The organism is Bacteroides fragilis NCTC 9343 (genome assembly GCF_000025985.1).
GTDB classification, from domain to species: Bacteria; Bacteroidota; Bacteroidia; order Bacteroidales; family Bacteroidaceae; genus Bacteroides; species Bacteroides fragilis.
In genome coordinates this window covers 3,389,769-3,413,453 of record NC_003228.3, presented here as the reverse complement: position 1 = coordinate 3,413,453, position 23,685 = coordinate 3,389,769, and the positions used below count along the sequence as shown (strand labels likewise).

The 23,685-nt window shown below is 46.0% G+C and carries 18 protein-coding genes; 12 read left to right on the top strand and 6 right to left on the bottom strand.

Annotated elements, in window-relative coordinates:
- Positions 1–40: 40 nt before the first annotated feature.
- The 6 genes from BF9343_RS14070 (at position 41) to BF9343_RS14045 (ending at position 9,184) form a co-directional block, all read left to right on the top strand.
- Entirely contained in the window at positions 41–2,860 is a 2,820-nt protein-coding gene (locus BF9343_RS14070; protein ID WP_005798674.1) for a M60 family metallopeptidase, read from the top strand.
- 214 nt (positions 2,861–3,074) lie between these two features.
- A complete protein-coding gene (locus BF9343_RS14065; RefSeq protein WP_005788903.1) occupies positions 3,075–4,718 on the top strand; it encodes a diphosphate--fructose-6-phosphate 1-phosphotransferase in 1,644 nt (547 codons plus the stop codon).
- A 96-nt stretch (positions 4,719–4,814) separates the two neighbouring features.
- On the top strand, positions 4,815–6,518 hold the full coding sequence (locus tag BF9343_RS14060; protein WP_010993200.1) for a sialidase family protein: 1,704 nt from the start codon (positions 4,815–4,817) through the stop codon (positions 6,516–6,518).
- 136 nt (positions 6,519–6,654) lie between these two features.
- Positions 6,655–7,512: a glycoside hydrolase family 25 protein gene (locus BF9343_RS14055; protein WP_022347186.1), complete on the top strand. Its 858-nt coding sequence runs from the start codon at positions 6,655–6,657 to the stop codon at positions 7,510–7,512.
- Between the two features lie 48 nt (positions 7,513–7,560).
- The gene (locus BF9343_RS14050; protein WP_010993198.1) at positions 7,561–8,886 is read left to right on the top strand and encodes a TIGR01777 family oxidoreductase; all 1,326 of its coding nucleotides are present in this window, start codon (positions 7,561–7,563) and stop codon (positions 8,884–8,886) included.
- Between the two features lie 34 nt (positions 8,887–8,920).
- Positions 8,921–9,184: a GNAT family N-acetyltransferase gene (locus BF9343_RS14045; RefSeq protein ID WP_005788897.1), complete on the top strand. Its 264-nt coding sequence runs from the start codon at positions 8,921–8,923 to the stop codon at positions 9,182–9,184.
- A gap of 278 nt (positions 9,185–9,462) precedes the next feature.
- Here the strand turns inward: BF9343_RS14045 and BF9343_RS14040 are convergent, their stop codons facing one another.
- The 4 genes from BF9343_RS14040 to BF9343_RS14025 form a co-directional block, all read right to left on the bottom strand.
- Positions 9,463–9,732, bottom strand: a complete 270-nt coding sequence (locus tag BF9343_RS14040; RefSeq protein ID WP_005788894.1) for a zinc ribbon domain-containing protein — start codon at positions 9,730–9,732, stop codon at positions 9,463–9,465.
- Positions 9,733–9,753: 21 nt separating this feature from the next.
- Positions 9,754–10,596, bottom strand: a complete 843-nt coding sequence (locus tag BF9343_RS14035; protein WP_005788892.1) for an AraC family transcriptional regulator — start codon at positions 10,594–10,596, stop codon at positions 9,754–9,756.
- A gap of 56 nt (positions 10,597–10,652) precedes the next feature.
- Positions 10,653–11,417, bottom strand: coding sequence for an SDR family NAD(P)-dependent oxidoreductase (locus tag BF9343_RS14030; RefSeq protein WP_010993197.1), 765 nt, complete (start codon positions 11,415–11,417; stop codon positions 10,653–10,655).
- 115 nt (positions 11,418–11,532) lie between these two features.
- Positions 11,533–12,705 carry a multidrug effflux MFS transporter gene (locus BF9343_RS14025; RefSeq protein ID WP_005798662.1) on the bottom strand — a complete coding sequence of 391 codons (1,173 nt, stop codon included), beginning with the start codon at positions 12,703–12,705 and terminating at the stop codon, positions 11,533–11,535.
- Positions 12,706–12,860: 155 nt separating this feature from the next.
- Here BF9343_RS14025 and BF9343_RS14020 point away from each other — a divergent pair, with 155 nt between their 5' ends.
- Together BF9343_RS14020 and BF9343_RS14015 are read left to right on the top strand one after the other, a co-directional pair.
- Positions 12,861–13,691 carry a helix-turn-helix domain-containing protein gene (locus tag BF9343_RS14020; protein WP_041926241.1) on the top strand — a complete coding sequence of 277 codons (831 nt, stop codon included), beginning with the start codon at positions 12,861–12,863 and terminating at the stop codon, positions 13,689–13,691.
- 203 nt (positions 13,692–13,894) lie between these two features.
- A complete protein-coding gene (locus BF9343_RS14015; RefSeq protein ID WP_041926240.1) occupies positions 13,895–15,394 on the top strand; it encodes a TrkH family potassium uptake protein in 1,500 nt (499 codons plus the stop codon).
- A 646-nt stretch (positions 15,395–16,040) separates the two neighbouring features.
- Here BF9343_RS14015 and BF9343_RS14005 read toward each other — a convergent pair.
- On the bottom strand, positions 16,041–16,337 hold the full coding sequence (locus tag BF9343_RS14005; RefSeq protein ID WP_008769712.1) for a nitrous oxide-stimulated promoter family protein: 297 nt from the start codon (positions 16,335–16,337) through the stop codon (positions 16,041–16,043).
- 85 nt (positions 16,338–16,422) lie between these two features.
- Between BF9343_RS14005 and BF9343_RS14000 the strand changes: the two genes are divergently transcribed.
- From BF9343_RS14000 to BF9343_RS13985, 4 genes are all read left to right on the top strand, one after another.
- Entirely contained in the window at positions 16,423–17,355 is a 933-nt protein-coding gene (locus tag BF9343_RS14000) for a DMT family transporter (protein ID WP_008769713.1), read from the top strand.
- Positions 17,356–17,386: 31 nt separating this feature from the next.
- A complete protein-coding gene (locus BF9343_RS13995) occupies positions 17,387–18,601 on the top strand; it encodes a hypothetical protein (RefSeq protein WP_041926239.1) in 1,215 nt (404 codons plus the stop codon).
- Between the two features lie 123 nt (positions 18,602–18,724).
- Entirely contained in the window at positions 18,725–19,285 is a 561-nt protein-coding gene (locus tag BF9343_RS13990) for a condensin complex protein MksE (protein ID WP_005788879.1), read from the top strand.
- On the top strand, positions 19,269–22,934 hold the full coding sequence (locus BF9343_RS13985; RefSeq protein ID WP_005788877.1) for an ATP-binding protein: 3,666 nt from the start codon (positions 19,269–19,271) through the stop codon (positions 22,932–22,934). The genes BF9343_RS13990 and BF9343_RS13985 overlap by 17 nt, the downstream gene beginning before the upstream one ends.
- 5 nt (positions 22,935–22,939) lie before the next feature.
- On the opposite strand, the gene BF9343_RS13980 is transcribed toward BF9343_RS13985, so the two are convergent.
- On the bottom strand, positions 22,940–23,413 hold the full coding sequence (locus tag BF9343_RS13980; protein WP_005798652.1) for an arsenate reductase/protein-tyrosine-phosphatase family protein: 474 nt from the start codon (positions 23,411–23,413) through the stop codon (positions 22,940–22,942).
- Between the last annotated feature and the right edge of the window lie 272 nt (positions 23,414–23,685).

The following is a 23,685-nucleotide window of genomic DNA, read 5'->3' as shown; positions in this document are numbered from 1 at the left end:
CTTTGTTTTATTTATCTTATGTTTAATTTACCCTAATAACATGAAGAAACATCTAATTCTAATGATTTCTGCAGCTATTATCCCTCTGCTGCTGTATGCTTGTTCTGCTGAAGAAGAAAGAGCGTTAACATCGACTACTCTTGAGGTAGCACAGTCTGCCATTGATTTTAAAAGTGATGCAGGGACCCGTGACATCGCTATTGTTACCAATGCAGACCATTGGACGGCACGGTCTGATAAAGATTGGTGTTCGGTTGCTGTCAACGAAAGTACATTGACGGTGAATGTGTCCGGATACGATGGAAAAGAGACAAGGGAGGCAGTGATTAAAGTTACTGCCGATGGATTGGCAGAAACTGTTAACGTACGCCAATTGGGATCAGAGCCTGCTATTTTGATATCCCAACAGATCTTTACCGTTGAGGCCAGTGGCAGTGATATCGCATTCGATGTAACTACAAATGTTTCGGTGACTATCACATTGCCGGAATGGATCAAAGAGAAACCGGCAGGTACACGTGCATCCGAAATGGTGACTACGACGCATAATTACATTGTTACAGCCAATCCGGAAGATAGTGAACGTACGGGCAATATCACCGTGAAAGAGGTCGGCGGAGAACTTGAAGCCTTGGTATCTGTTACTCAAAAAGGATTGGGAGAATATGAATCCGGAAATCTCGAGGGTATCAAAGACGATATTAAGGTTCCGGTAGAATCAGGTGAAGCAAGCTCTTTTCAGGGTGGCTCGAATATTGATAAATCATTCGATGGTGATATGAGCACTATTTACCATTCTAACTGGAATAACGCGGGAGATCATTATTTCCCCATTACGTTGACTTATAATTTTGCTGCGGGTTCGGATATGGACTATCTTATATATTATCCCCGTACCTCAGGACCGAATGGTAACTTCAAGGAAGTGGAGATCCGTGTAAAGTCAAATGCGAATACCAGAGGGACCGATGAATGGAATACGGTGATGACTAAAAACTTCGGGGGGACGAATGCCGCAGTCCGTGTTAATTTTCCGAAGGCACAAATCGGAGTCACGTCGGTTCAGTTTATTGTCAAATCAGGATCGGGAGACGGGCAGGGATTTGCTGCTTGTGCCGAGATGGAATTTTATAAAAAGAATCCGGATGCATTCGACCCGCTCACTCTTTTCACCGATGGTACATGCTCTGAATTGAAGCCCGGACTTACCGATGAAGAAATAGAGAACTGTCCGTATTCATTCTACAAGAACATAGCTTACTATATGAAGCAGGGTAAGTATCCGGCAGAGTTCCGTATTCAGGAATATAAGGCTTGGCCCCATCCGGATGCCCAGTCAGAAACACATAAGACCAGTCCTTATAGCCTGCGTGATAATCCTACGGGAATTTCGGTTAAAGATGGAGAGCAACTGATGATTTTTGTCGGCGATACACATGGGCAGACTGTCAGTGCAGTGATTCAGAATCTGGATGTTCCCGGTGGTGATGGTTTCGGAGGAACCTCTTATCCGTTGTCTGAAGGGGCCAACAAGATTACGGCCCGGAATAAAGGATTAATGTATATTTTGTATCACACTCCTGACTATGAAACTGCTCAGCCTGTAAAGATACATATCGCTTCCGGACAAGTAAACGGCTATTTCGATGTAGCTAAACATCAGGCTTCCGATTGGAATAAATTGTTGAGTAACGCTGTGGATAAGTATTTCGATGTGGTGGGACATTATGCACATCTCACATTCCCGACCGAGCGTTTCCGTACTCATACTCCGGACGGGAAAGCATTGATCGATGCTTATGATCAGATTGTGAATTCGGAGATGGAACTGATGGGATTGTATAAATACAATAAACTGTTCAAGAATCGCATGTACCTGCATGTGATGTATACCAGCTATATGTATGCCACCAGTTATCATACTGCTTACAATGACGGTACTCTGGCCGAACTTTGTAATGTGGATAAATTGAAGACATCTGCATGTTGGGGACCTGCACATGAAATAGGGCATTGCAACCAGACACGTCCCGGATTGAAATGGTTGGGGACAACGGAGGTAACGAACAATATCATGTCCGAGTACATCCAGACTACAATTTTCGGACAGCCTTCTCGCTTGCAAACAGAAGATATGGGAGATGGCAGTCGTAACCGTTATTCCAAGGCCTGGACCCAGATCATTGCGGCAGGTGCGCCACATGGAAATTTTGGAAGTGACAGCGATGTTTTCTGTAAACTCGTTCCTTTCTGGCAATTGGAACTCTATTTCGGTAAAGTACTCGGACGGACACCTCTTCAGCAATCTGACAAAGGAGGATTCTATCCGGATGTGTACGAGTATATCCGGACGCACGATAATCTGAGAACGGCCGGGGAACAGCAGACTGAGTTCGTTTATATCTGTAGTCTGATAGCTAAAGCCAACTTGCTGGATTTCTTCACGAAATGGGGATTTCTGACTCCGGTCGACATAACAGTGGATGACTACGGAACGGGCAAACTCACCGTTACCCAGGCCCGTATCGACGAAATACGAAGTCGTGTAGAGGCTTTGGGATATCCGAAACCGGATGTTGCTCTGGAATATATAACGGATAATTCTGTAGAACTTTATAAGGACAAACCCGGAATTGTAGCCGGTACAGCCACACGGAGCGGTTCGACATTTACCATGACCAACTGGAAAAATGTGGCAGCTTATGAAGTTGTAGATGAAACCGGCAAGAAAGTCTGTATCTCTGATGGGCTGTTAGCACCTTCCGGTACTGCTACGTTTACCATGAAAACCGCTTGGAAAGACGGCTTTAAGGTATATGCTGTTTCTGCTACGGGAGCCAGGACTGCAGTGACGTTTTAAAAGAGACTGACAGATAGTGCCGAACAGGCGAAGAGGGTACGGAGTGCTATGGAATTGCAGAAGCAAGGATGTAAACTTCGTGCCCTTCGTCTGCTCTGTGGCATACCTGTAGAGAACAAAATCATCATTTTCTTTCATAATTCGGAAAAAAACACGAAATTTGCGACACTTTTAAGTTCGAATTACTAACACCTTTAAATATAAGATAAAGAAAATGACTAAAAGTGCATTGCAAATTGCCAGGGCTGCTTATCAGCCCAAACTTCCGAAAGCGCTGAAAGGCTCAGTAAAAGCAGTTGAAGGCGCAGCTACACAATCAGTAGCCGATCAGGAAGCTATCCAGAAACTGTTCCCGAACACTTACGGAATGCCGTTGATTAAATTCGAAGAAGGTGAAGCTATCCAGCTCCCCGCTATGAATGTAGGTGTTATCCTTTCAGGAGGACAGGCTCCGGGCGGACATAACGTAATCTCTGGTCTGTTCGATGGTATCAAGACACTGAACAAAGACAACAAGCTGTATGGCTTTATCCTGGGTCCCGGCGGATTGGTTGACCATAATTATATGGAACTGACTGCCGATATCATCGATGAATACCGTAATACAGGTGGTTTCGACATTATTGGTTCGGGACGTACCAAACTGGAAACTCCGGAACAATTCGAAAAGGGGTTGGAGATTATCAATAAATTGGGTATCAAAGCACTGGTAATCATTGGTGGTGACGACTCTAATACAAATGCCTGCGTTCTGGCCGAATACTATGCTGCCAAGAATGCCGGTGTACAGGTGATCGGTTGTCCGAAAACTATCGACGGTGACTTGAAGAACGAAATGATTGAAACTTCTTTCGGTTTCGATACTGCATGTAAAGTATACTCAGAAGTGATTGGTAACATCCAGCGCGACTGTAACTCTGCACGTAAATACTGGCACTTCATTAAACTGATGGGCCGTTCGGCTTCTCACATTGCACTGGAATGTGCTTTGCAGGTTCAGCCTAACGTATGTATCATCTCTGAAGAAGTGGAAGCGAAAGATATGTCATTGGACGATGTAGTAACTTACATTGCTAAGATCGTTGCCGATCGTGCTGCTCAGGGCAACAACTTCGGTACTGTGCTGATTCCTGAAGGTCTGGTTGAGTTTATCCCGGCTATGAAACGTCTGATCGCTGAGTTGAATGACTTCCTGGCAGCCAATGCCGTTGAGTTCGCAAATATCAAACGTTCTCGTCAGCGCGAATATATCATCAGCAAACTGTCAAAAGAAAATGCTGAGATCTATGCAAGCCTTCCTGAAGGTGTAGCACGTCAGCTTTCTTTGGATCGCGACCCGCACGGAAACGTACAGGTATCATTGATCGAAACTGAAAAGCTGTTGTCTGAAATGGTAGGAACAAAACTGGCTCAGTGGAAAGAAGAAGGGAAATACGTAGGTAAATTTGCTGCACAGCACCACTTCTTCGGTTACGAAGGACGTTGCGCTGCTCCATCAAATTACGATGCTGACTACTGCTATTCACTGGGTTACACAGCTTCTATGTTGATTGCTAACGGTAAGACCGGTTACATGTCATCTGTACGTAATACAACTGCTCCTGCTGCTGAATGGATCGCAGGCGGTGTGCCCATTACAATGATGATGAACATGGAACGTCGTCATGGCGAAATGAAACCGGTAATCCAGAAAGCATTGGTGAAACTGGACGGAAAACCGTTCCTGACATTCGCTGCTAAACGCGATCAGTGGGCGTTGAATACAGATTACGTATATCCGGGCCCGATTCAATACTTCGGTCCGACGGAGGTTTGCGACCAGCCGACTAAGACACTGCAACTGGAACAAGCTAAGTAAGCTTTTCCCCGCATTACAATAGTAGAAACCCATCGGGGCGGATTGATTCAATTCCCTTCGGTGGGTTTTTAGTTCATCTGAATATCCCTATTTTATATGAAACGACTTTCTACCCTATGCCTGCTGGCAGCAGGCTTTTTCATTCCGGGACAAGCACACCAGGCCCGTCCGACGGTGCTTGATTCGGTTTACGCTCCCCTGAAAGTGGCTACACCTCCTTCCGATGCTTATATCGGCTTATCGCTTCTCGATAACGGTGAGATCAGACACTATAATTATGGAGAACAGGCTGTGGCAGGTACTGTATATCTGTCCAGTACCGATCATGGTTTGACCTGGAAACGGGTGAACCGTCCCAAAGAAATGCCTTTTGCCGATTGTCAGAGCCCTGTCAGTAAGGAGTATATTCGTCTGGTAGATATGGGGGCAATGGGTGTTTATTGCATTCGTACTTCCGGTGGATTGACAGGAGGACGTACTCTTACGAAGGTGGCCGATCGTAACTCCATCATGATTAAACCGCCTGTATTTATCCGAAACGGCAAACGTATTGTCGTGGCTGCTCACGGAGGGGTAACACCGAAAGGGTGCTATACCTATTTTTCCGATGATGACGGTCTGACCTGGAAATGCTCGAATACAGTCACATCCCCCGATCATCAGGGAGGAGGCTTCCATAAAGGTATCCGTTGGAATCATGGTGCTGTGGAGCCTACGGTGGTCGAACTGAAGGACGGAACTCTCTGGATGTTGATGCGTACTTCACAAGACTTCCATTATCAGGCTTTTTCTAAGGACGGCGGACAAACCTGGGGCGAATCGGAACCATCTCCTTTTTATGGTACCATCACGATGCCTACTTTAGGGCGGTTGGCCGATGGACGACTGTTGCTTTTCTGGTGCAATACGACTCCTCTTCCCGAAAAGGAGGGTACGGATGGTGTTTGGGATGATGTGTTCACCAATCGTGATGTGACTCACGTGGCGGTTTCTGATGATGATGGAAAGACTTGGAAGGGTTTTCGCGAACTTTACATGGATCCCATGCGCAATGATATCGACTATGCCGTTCATGGTGGCGGGATTGACCGTGGCGTTCATCAGGCACAGTTTGTAGAAGTAGCTCCGGGTAAGGTGCTGGCATCTATCGGTCAACATCCTCTTCATCGTGCTATGATGATGTTCGATGTGAATTGGTTGTACGAGAAGAGCCGCTTCAACGACTTTACCGACTCTCTTTCACAATGGAGTACATTCAACTACATGAATGGTATCAAAGGACATTGCGCTTATAATCGTATACAGGGTTGTATGCTCGAACCCCATCCCCGGAAGGAAGGTCGGCAAGTGCTTCATCTGACTTACCGGCCGGATGCTTCACTGGTGGCAGATACACGTGGTGCGGTATGGAACTTTCCGGCTATGAAGAAAGGAACGTTCACCGTCAGTTTACGTATTCCCGAAGGGAGTCATTCGGTTTCGTTGTTATTGAATGATCGCTGGATGAATCCTTCGGACACCGTAGCCCGTTACCAGTCTATGTACGAACTTCCACTTACCCGTAAGCAACTCGGAGTGAAGGATGATCGTTGGCACGAGGTTTCTTTGGAATGGGATTTGTTGCAGAAGCGCCCGCAAGCACGTGTCTGGGTAGATGGGCGGCTTCGTCCGTTGCGCCTTCCGCTCAAGAACAAATCTCAGAATGGGATTAGTTATGTTCATTTCATCGCTCCTCCTGCTGAGGCTAATCCGGGTGTTTATCTGGAGTGGGTGAGGGCAGAAGCTGATGGAGCCATCTAGGAATGAATTCATTTCACCACAGATTACACGGACTTTCATAGATTAATGATTTTATTTCATTGAGAATCAAATTAAAGTATCTGTGGTAATCTGTGTAATCTGTGGTGAATCAAACTCTAAATAAGAATAAAAATCAATGAAGTCTTCACGAAACACTTCTACCTCCGGCAAACCCGCTTCCGGTCGTCGTACACCGGCACGGAAGACGAAAGCGAAAAAGAAAACTACCCGTACCATGCCCGTTTGGATGCGCAATACCCTTGCGCTTATTGTGGTCGGGGTATTTTCTCTCACTTTCTATTATTTCGTTATCCGCCCTTATTCTTATCGTTGGAAGGAGTGCTACGGACGGAAGGAGTATGGCGTTTGTATCCCTTGTGGCTATGAGGTGCATGGCATCGATATCTCCCATTATCAGGGGAACATCGACTGGAAGGAGTTGAAACAAAACAGAGAAACGGATTTTCCGCTTCACTTTATTTTTATGAAAGCCACCGAGGGAGGAGATCATGGTGACGATACTTTCAAAGACAACTTCGAACAAGCACGTCGCCATGGCTTTATTCGTGGGGCCTACCATTTCTTCACTCCACGTACGGATGCCTTGAAGCAGGCGGACTTTTTTATCCGTACCGTGAAACTCGATAGTGGAGATTTGCCTCCGGTGCTCGATGTCGAACTGACAGGTAAGAGGCCTAAAAAAGAGTTGCAACAAAATATTAAGAAATGGCTCGACCGAGTGGAGGCACATTATGGTGTAAAACCTATTCTCTACACTTCTTATAAATTCAAGACCCGCTATCTGGACGACTCGCTTTTCAATGCTTATCCCTACTGGATAGCCCACTATTACGTTGATTCGGTGAGGTACGAAGGTAAATGGCACTTCTGGCAGCACACTGATATCGGAAGTGTGCCCGGTATTCATCACGATGTAGATCTGAACGTATTCAACGGTTCGCTCGAAGATCTGAGGAAGATGACCATGAGATGAACTTTACCCTCTTTCCCTGCGTTATATTTCTAAAAAAAGGAAATACAGATGAATATAGCAATAAGCGGGGCCTCCGGTTTTATAGGCAAGCATCTTACAGAGTACCTTACAGAAGCGGGACACCGGGTAGTCCCTCTGGGGAGGCCTATGTTCCGTGAAGGCACATCGGGGCATTTAATTCAGGCTCTGTCACATTGCGATGTTATCATCAATCTGGCAGGAGCACCCATTGGCAAGCGGTGGACACCGGAATACAAAAAAGAACTTTATGACAGCCGGATTAAGGTGACGCACTGCATCATCCGGGCAATGGATGCAGTAAAGACGAAGCCGCGGTTAATGATTTCCGCCTCTGCCGTAGGATATTATCCAGAGGAGGGTACATTCGATGAATATACCAATACCCGGGGAAGTGGCTTTCTGGCGGAACTTTGTTATGCATGGGAGAAAGAAGCCCGCCGTTGTCCGTCGCAGACAAGGCTGGTAATCACCCGCTTCGGCATTGTGCTGTCACCCGATGGCGGGGCGATGGAACAAATGCTTCGTCCCCTCCGGATAACGCGGGTAGCCGGTGTGATCGGTCCGGGTACACAGCCTTTCCCCTGGATTGCTATTCAGGATCTTTGTCGGGCGATGGAGTTTATTATCAGGCACGAAGAGGCAAGCGGAGTTTTCAACCTGGTGGCTCCGCAACAAGTTTCACAGTATGCATTTACTCAGGCAATGGCAGCACGCTATCATGCCTGGATGAAGGTGGTCGTACCGCGTTGGTTCTTCCGGATGCGATATGGTGAGGCAGCTTCCTTCCTGGCATCAGGACAGAATGTGCGTCCCACACGTTTGCTCGAGGCCGGCTTCCGCTTTGCGAAGCCGACGATAGAAGATTTCTTCGAAGGTACGGATCATGCTGTTGTAGATCGATTGGATTTGCACCGCTACATGGGTACGTGGTATGAGATAGCCCGTTTCGACCACCGTTTTGAGAGAGGATTATCGGAGGTGACGGCCACTTATACGCTGATGCCCGACGGGACGGTCCGTGTGGAGAACCGGGGATGTAAGCATAAGAAACCCTATGATGTTTGTAAGACAGCGGAAGGACGTGCTAAGATACCCGATCCGTCTCAACCGGGTAAACTGAAAGTATCGTTTTTCCTGTCTTTTTATTCAGACTATTATGTATTGGAATTAGATCAGGACGAATACAATTATGCTCTGATCGGTAGCAGTTCCGATAAATATTTATGGATACTGAGCCGTGCACCAATTTTGCCGGAAGAGATTAAGAAGAAGTTGCTGGATGCTGCCACCCGCAGGGGATATGATGTGAAGAAACTGATCTGGGTGGAGCAAAGAGAAAAAAAAATAATGTAGTCTATATTAACCTAAACAAAAAGGAGATTAGAAAATGGAAGAATATGAAGTAATTCACCGCCCGGAGCGGAATCGTTTTGAATTGGAGAAGAATGGAATGACTGCCTTTGTGGAATATGAAGTCGAAGATGGAGCACTGGATATTATGCACACTATCGTACCTCCTCCCTTGGAAGGAAAGGGAATTGCGGCCGCACTGGTAGAAGCGACTTATAAATATGCCTCTGCGCAGGGGTTGAAGCCCAAAGCAACGTGTTCGTATGCCGTCGCATGGCTGAAACGGCATCCGGCGGAATAAACCGTCCGGATTGAGGCCTGTTCGGAGAATGAACCGTTTTTGGGTTCACCACGGATTACACGGATTAACACAGATTCTTTGTATCTTAGTATCAATGCTCTAAGCTTAACTCACCACAGAGCAACACAGAGTCTCACAGAGAAGATCTTTTTCTTCAACACTTTATTGACCAAGAGATTATAAGAGTTTGTGTTAATCCGTGTAATCCGTGGTGAACTTGTTCTGTTACCATTCCGTCATAAAATCCCTCGGAGGAAGCTGACTGTTGCCCATCCTCTTCACTGTTTCCACCTTTTCAGCATTGGGAAGAATTGCTTCATGTTTGCAATGGCCTCTTCCTTCGTCATTTTCACTTCCGAGCCTTTATTGAATTCGTCTACGAACTGTGCGCATTGGTTAATCATTTCGTCCATCGTGCATTCCACGGTGAAATGTCCGTCGGCATAACAATAGGTGCAATACTCTTCGTTTTTGCTACCATCCTTTTCTGTTCCCAATACTTCCGGGTTAAGCGGCATGCCGCAGCTCTGGCAAAATTTCTGTTCCATTCTTTTTCTGTTTTTAATGGGTTATTCAATAGGGATATATATTCTTGTCACGTAATCTTTTTCTTCCGTATCTGGTTCGCAATTAAGATATTCTTCAAATGAAGTTGCATCACGAAATGCTGTAGGCAGTGGATGCGAGTAAATCCGGTCATACATTTCTTGCAAACCACTGTAGCTTCCGCGGAGTGTGTAGACGGCATAGCGTCCCTGCGGAATCGTCTTCATGCCAAAAGCGCCTTGCGGTGATACATCGTGTTCCACTGTTGCACAAGCGTAAAAGCGGCATTGTTCGGTTTTCGTTACTGTGGGGTCGTCAAAGCTGATGCCTATCCAGCGGGTAGAAGGAGTCAGAAGACCGTTTATTTGGAGAAAATCTCTCAGTTTTCTCCACGCTTCTATGTAAGGTTCCTCTTCACCATAACGCCCGATGATGCGGATATATACCAGCTTCAATTCCGGTTCTGTCAGGATTTCCGGTTTCAGAGACTCCTTTTTCAGAGTGCTGAATTCTTCGTAACGTTCTGCACGCCGTTTGCGGTAGGCGGTGGGGGATATCCCGAAAAACTGCTTGAATGCTTTCGATAACGATTGTGGCGTTTCGTATCCGACCATCTCTGCCACTTGCGCCAGACGGATATTCTTCATTTGCAGGTACATTACCGCACGTTCCACTCGTTGCCGGGCGATGTACGTAGCCAGCGGTTCATGCAGGTAAGCCCGCATAATGCGATGGAAGTGATACTCCGATAGGCATACTTCACGTGCCAGTGTTTCCACCCGCAAAGGTTCGTTGAGGTGTGAGTTGATATAATCTATCACCCGGTTCACCTGTTGCAGATATTTCTCTTCAGTATCGCTCTTCATTGTTTTTGTTCCGTTGGGTTCCGGGACAAATGTAGCGGGTTTTACTGAAAGAGCGGTTATCCGATCTTGCTATTTTTTTCTGTCGGTTTCTGCCCTGTCCGTATGGGTAATTGTTTCCATATCCGGCGCGGAATCATTCGCCAGAAAAAGACGATAATGGCATAGCGCCAGTCTATCACCACTACCCGTTGGCGGTGGTTCAGTGCCCGTACAATCCGTTTGGCTACCTTTTCCGGCCGCATCAGTAGCGGATAGTGTTTTCCGTCGTTCAGTAAGTCGGTAGATACGAATCCCGGGCGGATGTCCGTGAAGCGGATGTTCAGTTTTTGCATTCCGGCCAGCTGTTCCAATGCATCGATGTAGGTGTTCTGAAACCGTTTCGTAGCAGAATAGGCAGGGGCTACTCCCAATCCTTTTGTCCCGGCAATGGAACTGATGACTGCCAACTGACCGCCGCCATGCTCACGGAAGTGGTGGAAAGCGGTATCTACCATCCGCATGAATCCTTCTACATTGGTACGGGCGGTATCCAGTTCGATGTCCGGATTCAGTTCCATGTTCTGGTAACCGATGCCGGAGCTTAGAAGGAACAGATCCATGCCTCCGACCCGTCTGATCAGGTTATTGAGTTTGGGTGTTGCATCCGGTTGGGTGACATCCAGAACTGCGATTTCTATAAGGTCCGGAGCACTGCTTTGCAGTGCTTCAAGTGCCGGAAGCCTACGCCCTGCAATGCCGAGGCGCCAGCCTTGTAAGAGAAGTTGTTTTGCCACTTCGCGGCCGATACCTGAAGTAGCTCCGATGATAATGGCTCGTTTCATATCTGAATTCATGTCCAGGGGTTTGAGGCAAAGATAAGAAATAAAAATAAGACAAGGTACGGAATGTGGAAAGTGAATAAGCTGTATTTTCCATATCTTGTTTTGTAATAGTCGGCTAGCGGGCGGATGAGGTTGCTTTATAAGTAAAGAACCATGTCCCGACACAGCAAGCCACGATAATGATACCGGTAGAGTAAAGCATATTGCCTATTCCCGTCAACGGGGACAGCAGCCCTCCAAACACGAACATCAGGAATCCCAACAGGGCCGATGCATTACCCGAATTCTTACGTTCCATATCAAGTGCAAGCGTTGTGGAACCGGGAAGGATTAATCCTAAAAATGCAAGGAGGAAAAACAGTGTTCCTTCTACAATCCAGACGGATGGACTGAAAATTAGTGCAGCAGCAACCGGAAGACTCATGGTTGTGAAACCTGCTACTCCGAAACGTAGAGCTGCTGTCGCATCTTTAAACCGGGAGACAGCCAGACTGCCCAACATAATGCCTAATGCATTGACACCGAAACAGAGGCTGTAAGCAAAAGGTGAGGTCCCGAAGTGGTTTTGGAAAATAAAGGGAGATGCTGCGATATAGGTGAACATGACCCCCATGGCGAATGCTTGTATCAAGACATAGCGCATGAATTGCCTGTTACGGAGTACCGGCAGATAATATTTGAATGTAGAAAAGACATTCCCTTTTTGGCGTTTCTTAATCTCCAACGATTCCTTGAAGGCAGACAAGGCGACAATCAATAGTATGCCTATAGCCAATAATATCCAGAAGATACCTTTCCAATCCATCGCTCCGAGTAATATTCCGCCCAATACTGGGGCACAGACGGGAGCTAATCCCTGTACGGAACTCAGCATGGCGAAAAAACGTGTTAGTTCTTTTCCCTGGTAAAGGTCAATGGCTATGGACTTGGAAATCACGACTCCTCCGGCTCCGGACAACCCCTGCAACAAACGGGCGAAGATAAAGCCATGGATCTCCGGCGAGTAAAGGCATCCTACTGTGGAAATACAGAAGATCACTAATGAGACCATTAGAGGCAGTTTACGTCCATATTTGTCGCTCAGTGGACCTATGATTAATTGCCCTACTGCCAATCCCACCATACTGAAAGTCAGACTAAGCTGCACCAGCGAAGCCGTAGTATCGAAATATTCGCTCAACACTGGCAGGGCCGGCAGATAAAAATCGGTCACGAACGGACCGAATGCTGATACAATCCCTATAAATATCAGGATGTAAAGCCTGGAGTTTCCTATTCTTTTCGTCATTGTTATATTGTTTGATTAGTTCCGGTTGCAAAGTTGCCGTTATTTTTGCATACTATTTCGTCCGATATCATGCGAGGTTCGTTCAAATAGTAACCAAAAGCAGGTCGTTATTCCGGTAGAATCGCTTATCTTTGCTCAGGTCTATTATATGTAATATGTGTAATCTGTCTGATGAGTCGAAGCAGTTTGAGATGACGCCTCCGAGCAGCAATCTTTCGTCACTTTTTCCTACAGGGAGAGCCGTGCGCAATCCTTTTGGTAAGGTTTATTTCGTGGTTATATTAAAAGGGAAGGCCATGGTACGGATAGATGGCAAAAGCATGCTGTTGCTCGAACGGACTTTCTTGTTTCTTCCGCCGGGGCATCTACTCCTCCGGCTTTCGTGTACGCAGGATTTTCTTTTTCAGTATCTTTCATTCAGTTTCGACTTTCTGTCCGATTTTCCCCTGTTGTTGAAGGCAGACATATCGAATCAGGTTACTAATGCACCTTGTCTGCCAATGTCCCCGGAGGATTTCAGTTTGATAAAGATGTATTATCATTTCATTTATCATCGTTATTTGGATGCCGAATGTCCGTCAGAAGTTATCAAAGGGATGCTGTTCTCTTTGGTACTGGAAGTGTGCCGGATGTATTCGGGTAGAAATATTTCGGTAGAGATGTCCCGGCAAGATAAATTGGTAGATGGTTTCTTCAGTCTGTTGCATAAATATTGCACACAAGAACGGATGGCAGCCTTTTATGCGAGCCGGTTGTGTATATCGGATAAATACCTGATGAGGAGTATAAAGAAACAAACCGGGCAAACGTTTCACTATTGGATGGCGGATTTTATACTGAGAGAAGCCAAACTGATGCTGAGATCAACGGATTTGAGTGTCACAGAGATAGCGGATAAACTTAGTTTTCCGAACTCTTCTTCTTTCGCGCGTTTTTTCCGTAAATATACAGGCTTCTCGCCTGTTCAGTTCAGAAATGAAGCATAAACTTTTTATGCAGGGATAACCGGCTTTCCTGAAGATGCACCTTTTCGTTTTGAAAAGCTGATCCTATCAAAATGGTAGGGTGATGATCACTGTTCGATACTTGAATGGAAAATCTATTTGTCTGGTAACTATTTACTTGCACTTTTTCTTTCCGTTTTGGCACGATATTGGCTATATGCCTTTCGCAAAAAAAATCGTGTGTTATGGAAGAATACCTGTCGACGGACATATACGTTAGTAAACGGAATAACAGTCTGATAAACGGCAAAATGATAGGGCGCGTACTTGGGGTCTTACTTTTTATAGAGGCGGGAATGTTTGTACTCTGCTCCGGCATATCCGTGGTTTATGGTGAAAGCGATTACAAGTATTTCCTTTATACGGCGGGTATCAACCTCCTGTCCGGTGCGTTACTGATGTTTTATGGACGTGGTGCGGAAAATCGGTTGAGCCGGCGTGACGGTTACTGCATTGTGACACTTTCGTGGGTGTTTTTCACACTTTTCGGTATGTTGCCTTTTTATTTGAGCGGAAGTATTGACTCGTTGACTAATGCTTTCTTCGAGACCATGTCGGGATTTACTACTACGGGAGCTACGATTCTTGATGATATCGAATCGCTTTCGCATGGTATGCTTTTCTGGCGAAGCCTGACACAATGGATTGGGGGGCTGGGGATTGTTTTTTTCACAATTGCCGTATTGCCCGCTTTCACCAGTGGGGGAGTACAGCTTTTTTCCGCCGAGTCTACGGGAGTAACCCACGACCGTACCCATCCTAAGATTAATGTGATGGCCAAATGGCTATGGACAGTCTACCTGATATTGACACTGGCAGAAACCATTTTGCTGATGCTGGGAGGTATGAGCCTTTTTGATGCTGTCTGCCAGTCATTTGCTACGACGGCCACCGGTGGATATTCTACCAAGCAGGCCAGTATTTCGTATTGGAATTCACCGTTTATCGAATATGTGGTCGCTATATTCATGCTTCTTTCGGGAGTCAATTTTGCATTATTCCTGATGTGCCTTCGCGGTAAAGTCAGTCGTCTTTTGAGGGACGAAGAATTACGTTGGTTCCTCGGTTCTGTCGCTATCCTGACTTTTCTGATCACTTTCGCACTGGTCTTTCAAAATCATTATGACTGGGAGACGGCTTTCCGTAAGTCGCTGTTTCAGGTGGCTACGGCACATACTTCTTGCGGATTTGCCACAGACGACTATAATCTTTGGCCTGCCTTTACGTGGTTGTTGTTGCTGATTGCCATGCTCTCGGGAGGATGTACCGGTTCTACCAGCGGTGGTATCAAGAACATGCGTTTGCTGATTATTGCCCGCTCTATCCGGAATGAATTCAAGCATTTATTGCATTCCAATGCCGTATTGCCGGTAAGAGTCAACAAGCAGAGCGTTTCACCTTCGATTGTGTCTACTGTGGGTATGTTTTTTGCTTTTTATCTTATCATCGTCATTCTTGGTTGGGCAGTTCTCCTGTTCTTGGGTGTCGGCTTTTCCGAGTCCATCGGTACGGTGATCTCCAGTATCGGTAATGTGGGACCGGGATTGGGATCTTGTGGCCCAGCCTATTCGTGGAATGGATTACCCGACGCTGCCAAGTGGGTACTTTCATTTCTGATGCTGATAGGACGGTTGGAGCTCTTTAGTGTACTTTTGCTTTTCTATCCCGGATTCTGGAAAAGTTGATGATAAGGGGGAACGGGAAAACATCCGCAGCGATAAAATGTCATTTTGTATATTCTATCACTTACCGGCAGCCTTGTTTTGTCCCCGGTGGCGAATGGATTTGAAAAAAAACGATTACAGGCGATTAGGGACGGAGCGTGGTGACGCCGATCTTGCGGCATTCCGGCTTTTATGCTTTGTATACGCCTGGTCTGCTTTCGGATCGAAAGTGTACGGCCGGGAACCGAACTTTTTGTCAGTTCGGATCGCTTCGCTTCAAGGGTCCTGATAATTCGGAAATGGCCGGATCAATCTCCCTTTTTTACCCTTTCAGCGTTGCTTGGAAGAGGATGCACCGTTGGTTTGAAAGGGATGCACCGTTGTTTTGAAAGGAATGCACCGTTACTTTCCTTCCAATGCAGGCTCTGATGGTTGGAATCACTGCATATATTTCCTTTTTATTGCATCTTTATAAGATAATGAAGCTGCATTTTTGCATATTCTTCCACTCTTCTCTGTCTTGACTTTCTATCAGTGCTTTTTTGTTTCTATAGGCTGTTAGCAGAAAGGAAGGATTAGTTGCTTTTTTGATAGGATATATATGGAATTAGTTTCAAAACGTATTTTTCTGTTTGATGGATTTAATCGTTTTCAGAGCCGACCATGTCTATCCCAACAGATGCTTGATTGCCTCCCAAGGAGCGTAAATCAGCATCCGGGGACCGGAAAAGCGCATCACCCGTCTCATCTGTTCCCGCATGGCGGGTTTGTAGCAGTGTATGCTGCACTGCTTGCATGCTTTCTTTTTCTCCCCGAAGGGACAGCGGTCCAGGCGGGCGTGTGCATAGTGCAACAACTCTTCGCACCGGGGGCAAAGCGTGACATTCTTTTCTTTTTTACGGCAGTAAAGGCGAATCATCAACTCTACTACTCTCTTTTCCTGATCAATACGGTTTTTGCTCAATTTTAATCTCTGTTAGAATTGACGCAAAAGTAACCAAGATCTCTAAAAAACCGTATCTTTGCACCCCGAAAAAATGAATATAATAATGAATATTAATAGTAAGGCTAAAGGATTTGTGTGCGGGGCTGTGGCTGCCGCCACTTATGGCATGAATCCGTTGTTTACACTGCCGCTTTATAAAGAGGGAATGTCAGTGGACTCTGTCTTGTTCTACCGCTACGGGTTTGCCGTGCTCATTCTAGGCATTCTGATGAAAGTACAAGGACAATCGTTCGCTCTGAAAAAGAACGAGGTTCTGCCGCTGATTGTAGGCGGACTGCTCTTTTCTGCTTCCTCATTGTTGTTGTTTCTGAGTTATAAGCACATGGATGCCGGCATTGCTTCCACCATTCTGTTTGTCTATCCGGTGATGGTGGCGCTTATCATGTTCTTGTTTTTCCACGAGAAAGTATCGTTACTGACCGTGTTCTGTATTCTGTTGGCCCTTTCCGGCATCGGACTGCTTTACAAAGGAGAAGGGGGTGAGACGCTAAGTCTGGTAGGGATGTTGCTGGTCATTCTTTCTTCGCTGTCTTATGCGGTCTATATAGTCGGTGTCAATCATTCCACCCTGAAGTTGATGTCAACGGCCAAGTTGACCTTTTATGCCCTGCTGTTCGGTCTTTCCATTTATATAGTCCGTTTGAATTTTTGTTCGGACTTGCAAGCTGTGCCTTCACTTCCTGCCTGGGGTAATATTCTGGCAATGGCTTTCCTGCCTACCGTGATTTCACTGGTATGTACCGCTGTGTCCATTCACACCATTGGCTCCACGTCGACCGCTATCTTGGGAGCACTCGAACCGGTGACGGCTCTCTTCTTTGGTGTCATGATTTTTGGTGAGCGGCTGACGCCCAGGCTGATGCTGGGTATTCTGATGATTCTGGTGGCCGTTACGTTTATTGTTGTGGGAAAGCCGTTGATGACTTTTCTCAAAGAAGAAGTGGCCGGAGGAATGAAGAGAAAACTGACAAGATAAGGAACCCCGAAAAAGTTTATAGCCGTTATACATGACTACATTTCACTCTATTGACGAGTTGCTGAAAATGATGAGCCGCGAACAACTTTTGTTGAAACAGATGTTCGGCAAACGGAAACAGCAATCCTTCCGGCGGGAGTATGCACTGGAACTGACTGAATACAAACTGCAACGTATACAGAGCCTGATCGACCACGGAGTGCTTCGTGAGAATGGTTCGTTTCTCGAAATGGAGGATATCTACCTGCACTTTTTCGAGCAGGTGCTCGAGGTAAACGAGGAGATCAATACTTCGTTTGTTAACGAGCATATCAGCTATCTCAAAGATACCATCTCTTATTATCAGCAAGAAAACCATGAGAAAAGGAAGACCACTTACCTGCGTACCATTAAGCGTATATTGCGTAACATTGCCTTGACTACCTTGCGTAATGTCATCGACCTGAAGCGCAACATCGACAGCACATTCAAGAATGAACCGAACTATCAGATCAAGAAAAAGAAACTGGTCCGCCTGGATGAAAAACGGCGGGATATCAAGGCACTGATACGAGTGAGTGAAGAACTCCTTGTCACCGAAGAAGACCGTTTCTTTCGCCGGGTTCCGGATGATGAACTGGTTTTGGTGGTGGCTAACGTACGGATACAACTCAATGAATGTTTCCATAACCTGATCGAGATACAGAAGCAAATCATCAGCTACCTGAACCGGATAGAGTATCAGAATAAGATACGGGTCAAAATCCGTCAGCTGAAATATCTCAAAGATCAGTTCGAACTGGAAGAACGGACCGATATCTGCCGGGTGCTGATGCAGAAAGACAGTGTCTGGTTTGAGCCTGCACCGGCATATCCGTTGCGTCTCTCTGTCGAATATCTCCGTAACGACGATGAAGTGTTAGAGAGTATCCGTAAGGTGATAGCCACAGTCGGCAAGCGAGCCATACTGGCCCGTAATGTGGCCGACAGCATCGCTGAGGAGTCACTTGAGACCCATATATCCGAAGAGGCTTACATCAACCTGGAAGAAGTGAAGAAGCGGTTTATGCAGGCTGGTGGAGACTTGTTTTCGTTTGTTGCCGCTTACCCTTTCACACAAGAGGTGTCTTTTGATGAAAGAATCACATTCTATTGCCAGATCGTATCCCAGTTTTACGAAGAACTCCGCATCACCGACGAGTATGGCAGGATGGATGGTGTGGAATATGCGTTGATTTATCCGGAAAGGACGGGAGAAATAGTTTAGGAATAAATAAGATTCACCACCGGGTAATACCGATTCTTACAGATACTTTGGTCTGAATTCTCAATGGAATTCTGTGAGAATCCGTGTAATCTGTGGTGAAATGAATTTAAAACCATTACAGTAATGATTAAACAAACTGCTGAGATATTTGAAATATTGAGTAAAGGAGGATTTATCTCTTCCGATAGTACCAATCCCAACATCCGGCAACTTTATACGGTGATTGAAGACAACCAGTCGGAGTTGTACGACTTCTTTGCCGCCATCAACTTCGTGCTCGAAAGCGGAAACGAATACTATTATTTTTCCCGTCGCGAGAATAAAGTCGACTTGGAACGTAAGTTGGAGATTGCTGTCCGTTGGATTGATGTACTCGACTTTATCAAGACTTATGACGCGGCCTTTTCATCCGGATTCCGTTTTCAGCCGGCCGATATGGTTGTGAAAGTGGGAACCGACTTAGAGTTGAAAGAGAAGCTTACCGGCCTGAAAAAGCTTACCGGACGGGAAAAGCATGAAGAGATGATTGACAAAATAGTAAACGACCTGAAACGTGACGGCTTTATTGAACTGGAAAATGAGATTACTTCCACCTATAAGGTAGTGGCGGCTTTCGGCTATCTGGAAGAGTTGGTCGCTTGCATTAACATACCAGAAGAGATACAGAATGAGATACCTGAATAAGATTATTTTTATCAATAGTGCCCGTATCCAATATGCCGAAATACAGATAGACGGCAATGTTCATTTTATCGGTACACAGGGAGTGGGGAAAAGTACGGCGTTGCGTGCATTACTCTTCTTTTACAATGCCGATAAGACAAAGCTGGGCATTTCAAAAGAGAAAAAGAGTTTTGATGAATACTATTTTCCGTACGTCAATTCATACATTATTTATGAAGTGGTGGTGGATGATGCTTCGTATTGCGTATTGGCTTTCCGTTCGCAGGGAAGGGTCTGCTTCCGCTTTCTGGGCACGGGCTATAAGAAAGAATATTTCATTTCACCCGAGGGAAAAGCATACGAAGAGTGGGATCAGATACGTGATGCGCTTGGCAGTTTTGTCTATAAGAGCCGTCGTATAGAGACGTATGAGGAGTATCGAGACATTATTTTCGGTAATGGCCGGGGGCTTCCTCCGGAGTTTCGGAAGTTTGCTATTACCGAAAGCCGGCAGTACCAGAATATACCTCGGACGATTCAGAATGTTTTTCTGAACTCAAAACTTGATGCAGAGTTTATCAAGCAAACCATTATCATGTCTCTGAACGAAGAAGATGTGCGTATCGATCTGGGGCAGTATGCCCATCATCTGCGCCGGTTCGATGAAGAAGTGACCGACATCAGTAAGTGGTTTCGGAAAAATAAGAACGGTGAGGTAACTGTCCGCAGGCAAGCCGACCGGGTGATTGAACTTTATCGGGAAATGCATTATCTGGAGCAACAGGCCCGTACATTGGCCGGAGAATTGAATTACGCTTTTCGGACAGCGCGGGAAGTACTCCCTTCTCTGCAAAAACAGAAAGAAGAGCTGTTGAAAGAAGTGGCAAAGGAGAAACGCCAGTTGGAAGAACTTTCCGGGAAATTTCAGAGTGAGCGTGACCGATTGTTGGGAGTGGTCAAAGTGCAGAACGAAAATCTGAAAACAGCACGGGAGCGAAAAGAACGGTACGAATCGCAGGATATTCATCATGTACGGGAACGGGTGAATGCGGAGTCCGAAGCTGTGCTTCACAAGCAAATGCTGGAAGAGCAGCTGACCATGCTGACTGCACGCTTTGACGACATCAACAGCCAGTATAAACTGCTGAAAGAACAGGCGGCCAGTGCCTTTGAGCGTTTCCGTAACGGGAAAAACGCCGAGTTGAATACCCTCCATCTGCGTGCCATCGAGCGTAAGGAAGCCATACGTAAGGAGTTCGATAAAATATTGAAAGAGGTAAGGGAACAGGAAGTTGGGAAACTGACCCTTCTGCGTGAGCAGACAGAAAAGAAAAAGGAAGGCATCTATCAGTTGAAAATGGAACGGGAGAAGTGTTTGCACCGGACTCTTTATGAAGAGGAGTTGCAAGCCTGCCGGACGGAGCGTGCCGCACTGGAAAAGGAGAACCATGAGCATAGGCTGAAGCAGAAAGAAGCTGAACAACAGATGGAGCTGGTGCGCCGCCGGTGGGAATTGGATCAGACTGCCTGTGAGCAGCAGTTCACTGCCCGCCAAAAGGATATCGAACAGCAGATTACACTTGCTAAAGAGAGGGTAGCGGAGATAGACCGTTTGCTCGACAACCGTCAGGGTTCATTCTATGAATGGCTGAGTCAGAACTGTCAGGGGTGGGAAGATACCATTGGCAAGGTCGTGGACGAGAAACAGGTTTTGTTCAGCAAGGAACTGAAGCCTCAGTCTGTTCCGGATGCCGGTCAAGACTCTTTCTATGGCATTAAACTCGACCTCTCGGCTATCCGTAAGGAGGTGAAAAGTGTACAAGAGTATGCGGCGGATCAGGAAATAGCCGGTAAGGAAGTATCAGAGTGGCAACAGCAGCTTGAGAAGTTGGGAGAGGAAAAAGAAAAGGAACTGGCCTTGATTCGGAAAAGACATCAGGCCACGCTTAGTACCTGTAAGGAGGATGTGGCTCAATCCACTTATTGTATGGAGCAGAACGATAAGCGTATCCGGTTCCTGAAAGCGGATGAAATCAGGTGGGAACAGAAGGCAGGGGAGGAGAAGCGTGTCCTGCTGGAACAATTGGATAAACAGTTGGCCGAGGCTACCCGTAGCCTGCAGGGGACAGTGGCGGAATTGGAACAGTTCAATCATCTGCTCGAAACTCGTGTACGTCAAAAGGAGAAGGAACGTAACCAGAGAATGCAAGAAGAGGATGCCCTGATCCGTAACAAACAAGAAGAAATTCACCTGTCCATTGCTTCCGAAAAGCAGAAAACCGATGAACTGCTGGCAACCATGGACAAAGACTTGCTGCACGAACTCTCCGGGAAAGGAGTGGATACGGAGCGTATCACTGCTTTGCGTAATGAAGTGGCCCGTACGGAACAGGAGCTGGTGTTTATTGACCAACATCGTCGCCTGGTCTACGATTACGAGAAGGACAAGAGAGAATTCTTTGACCGGATGGACGAATTCAGAAACGAAAAGCAGTTGGCCGAGAAAGAACTGGAAGGCGAGAAAGAAAAGTTCCGTTTGAAAGAGGAAGAATTGAATCTGAAAGTGACGGGACTGAACAAGCAGCTGGCTGAGACAAACACCCGCCTGAAACATTTGGACGAGGATATTCGGGAGACGGAGAACTTCAAAACGCTCAATATCTGTCCGCCTGTGTTACAAACGGGGGTGGAAACAGAGAATGCCAAGCGCTGTAAGAAGGTGATTGAGGAACTGACTCAAAACCATTACCGGCAGATTGAACAGGAAAAAGATTTCAGGGAGGCCGTCGGTCGGTTTTCCGGTAATTTTTCCGAGCAGAATACGTTCAATTTCCGTACGCGGCTTACGAAGCGGGAAGAGTTTATGACTTTTGCCGCCGATCTGAAAGAATTTATTGATAATGATAAGATTATTGATTTTGAACGTCGTTCAAACGAGGCATACACCGACTTGATTCATCGGATTGGAAAAGAAACGACGGACATGCTTTCAAAAGAGGGACTGATTCGTAAGACCATAAGCGATATCAACAGTGACTTTGTGGAACGCAATTTTGCCGGAGTTATCAAGAGTATAGCCTTGCAGATTGTGCCGAGCGGTAATCGTATCATGCAACATTTTGTCACGATCAAAGAGTTCTGCGACCGGAATCAGCCGGGTGGCCCGGGCATGTTCAGCCTGTTCGGACAAGAGGATTTTGTAGAACGGAATCGGCAGGCGGTAAGTTTATTGCAGTCATTGGTGAAAGAACTGGCATTGAATAAAGAAAAAGAACTTACCCTTTCCGATACCTTCGAACTCCAGTTCCGTATTGTGGAGAACGACAACGATAGCGGATGGGTGGAGAAACTGGCAAACGTGGGTTCCGATGGAACGGATATCCTGGTGAAGGCCATGATTAATATCATGTTACTAAATGTGTTTAAGGAGAAAGCATCGCATCAGTTCAACGACTTTAAGTTGCACTGTATGATGGATGAAATCGGAAAACTTCACCCTAATAATATTAAGGGGATTCTGGACTTTGCCAATAACCGGAATATTATCCTGGTGAATAGTTCGCCTACCTCTTATCGGGCAAGCGATTATAAATATACTTATATTCTGAACAAGGATAAGCGGAACATCACAAGTGTGACACGGTTGATAAAGCAGGAAGTGAGGGAATAATTCCCTCACTCACATCTGCAAAAGTCATTGGCTCCGCAGCTACAGCGCGGTAGTAATTGCTCTCTCAGATCGTCCCGGTATAGTTCGTACATTTTTCTTTGTATATCTTCTTTCAGGCGTATCAGGCGATCCCACAGTTCCGCTTCGCTTGGTGCCGCTGTGGAGAACAAGTCTTCAAAGGGAAGATGATACCAGTGTTTTACCTCCTTCCGGAAGAGATTGCGTATATCATCGGCCGTACCGGAAAGTACGATGATATGGTCCCAGTTTTCGTTGGTGTATTCACGGATGGAGTGGGGAGGTTGTGTGTTCGGTTCGATATCTGTTTCCTTTATTAGTTTCAGGACCAACGGATGAATCTCTGCTGCGGGCATTGTCCCTGCAGAATATACTTTCATGCCTTTTCCGAACGAAGAAAGAAGTGCTTGTGCGATTCGGCTGCGGCAGCTATCGGCGTTACTGATGATTAATAGGTTCATAATGGTGTATTGTTTTCCTGTTAACAATGTTAATTCTGAATATATGGTTTTGATGGTTTATAAATAAAGAATTAGTTTTCTACAGTCAAAGAACAAATCTTTTGTTTATAGAAAACAAGTTTTAATACTATGTTAAAACATGCTTTCCGGAACTTGCTTGTTTGTTTTGGTAGACAGCTCAATGTCAATGATATCTTTAGATGGCAGTCGCTCTCTTGTGAAGATCGTCTCCCTAAAGGATTTGAGTCGATACTTGCTGATTTGATAACCCT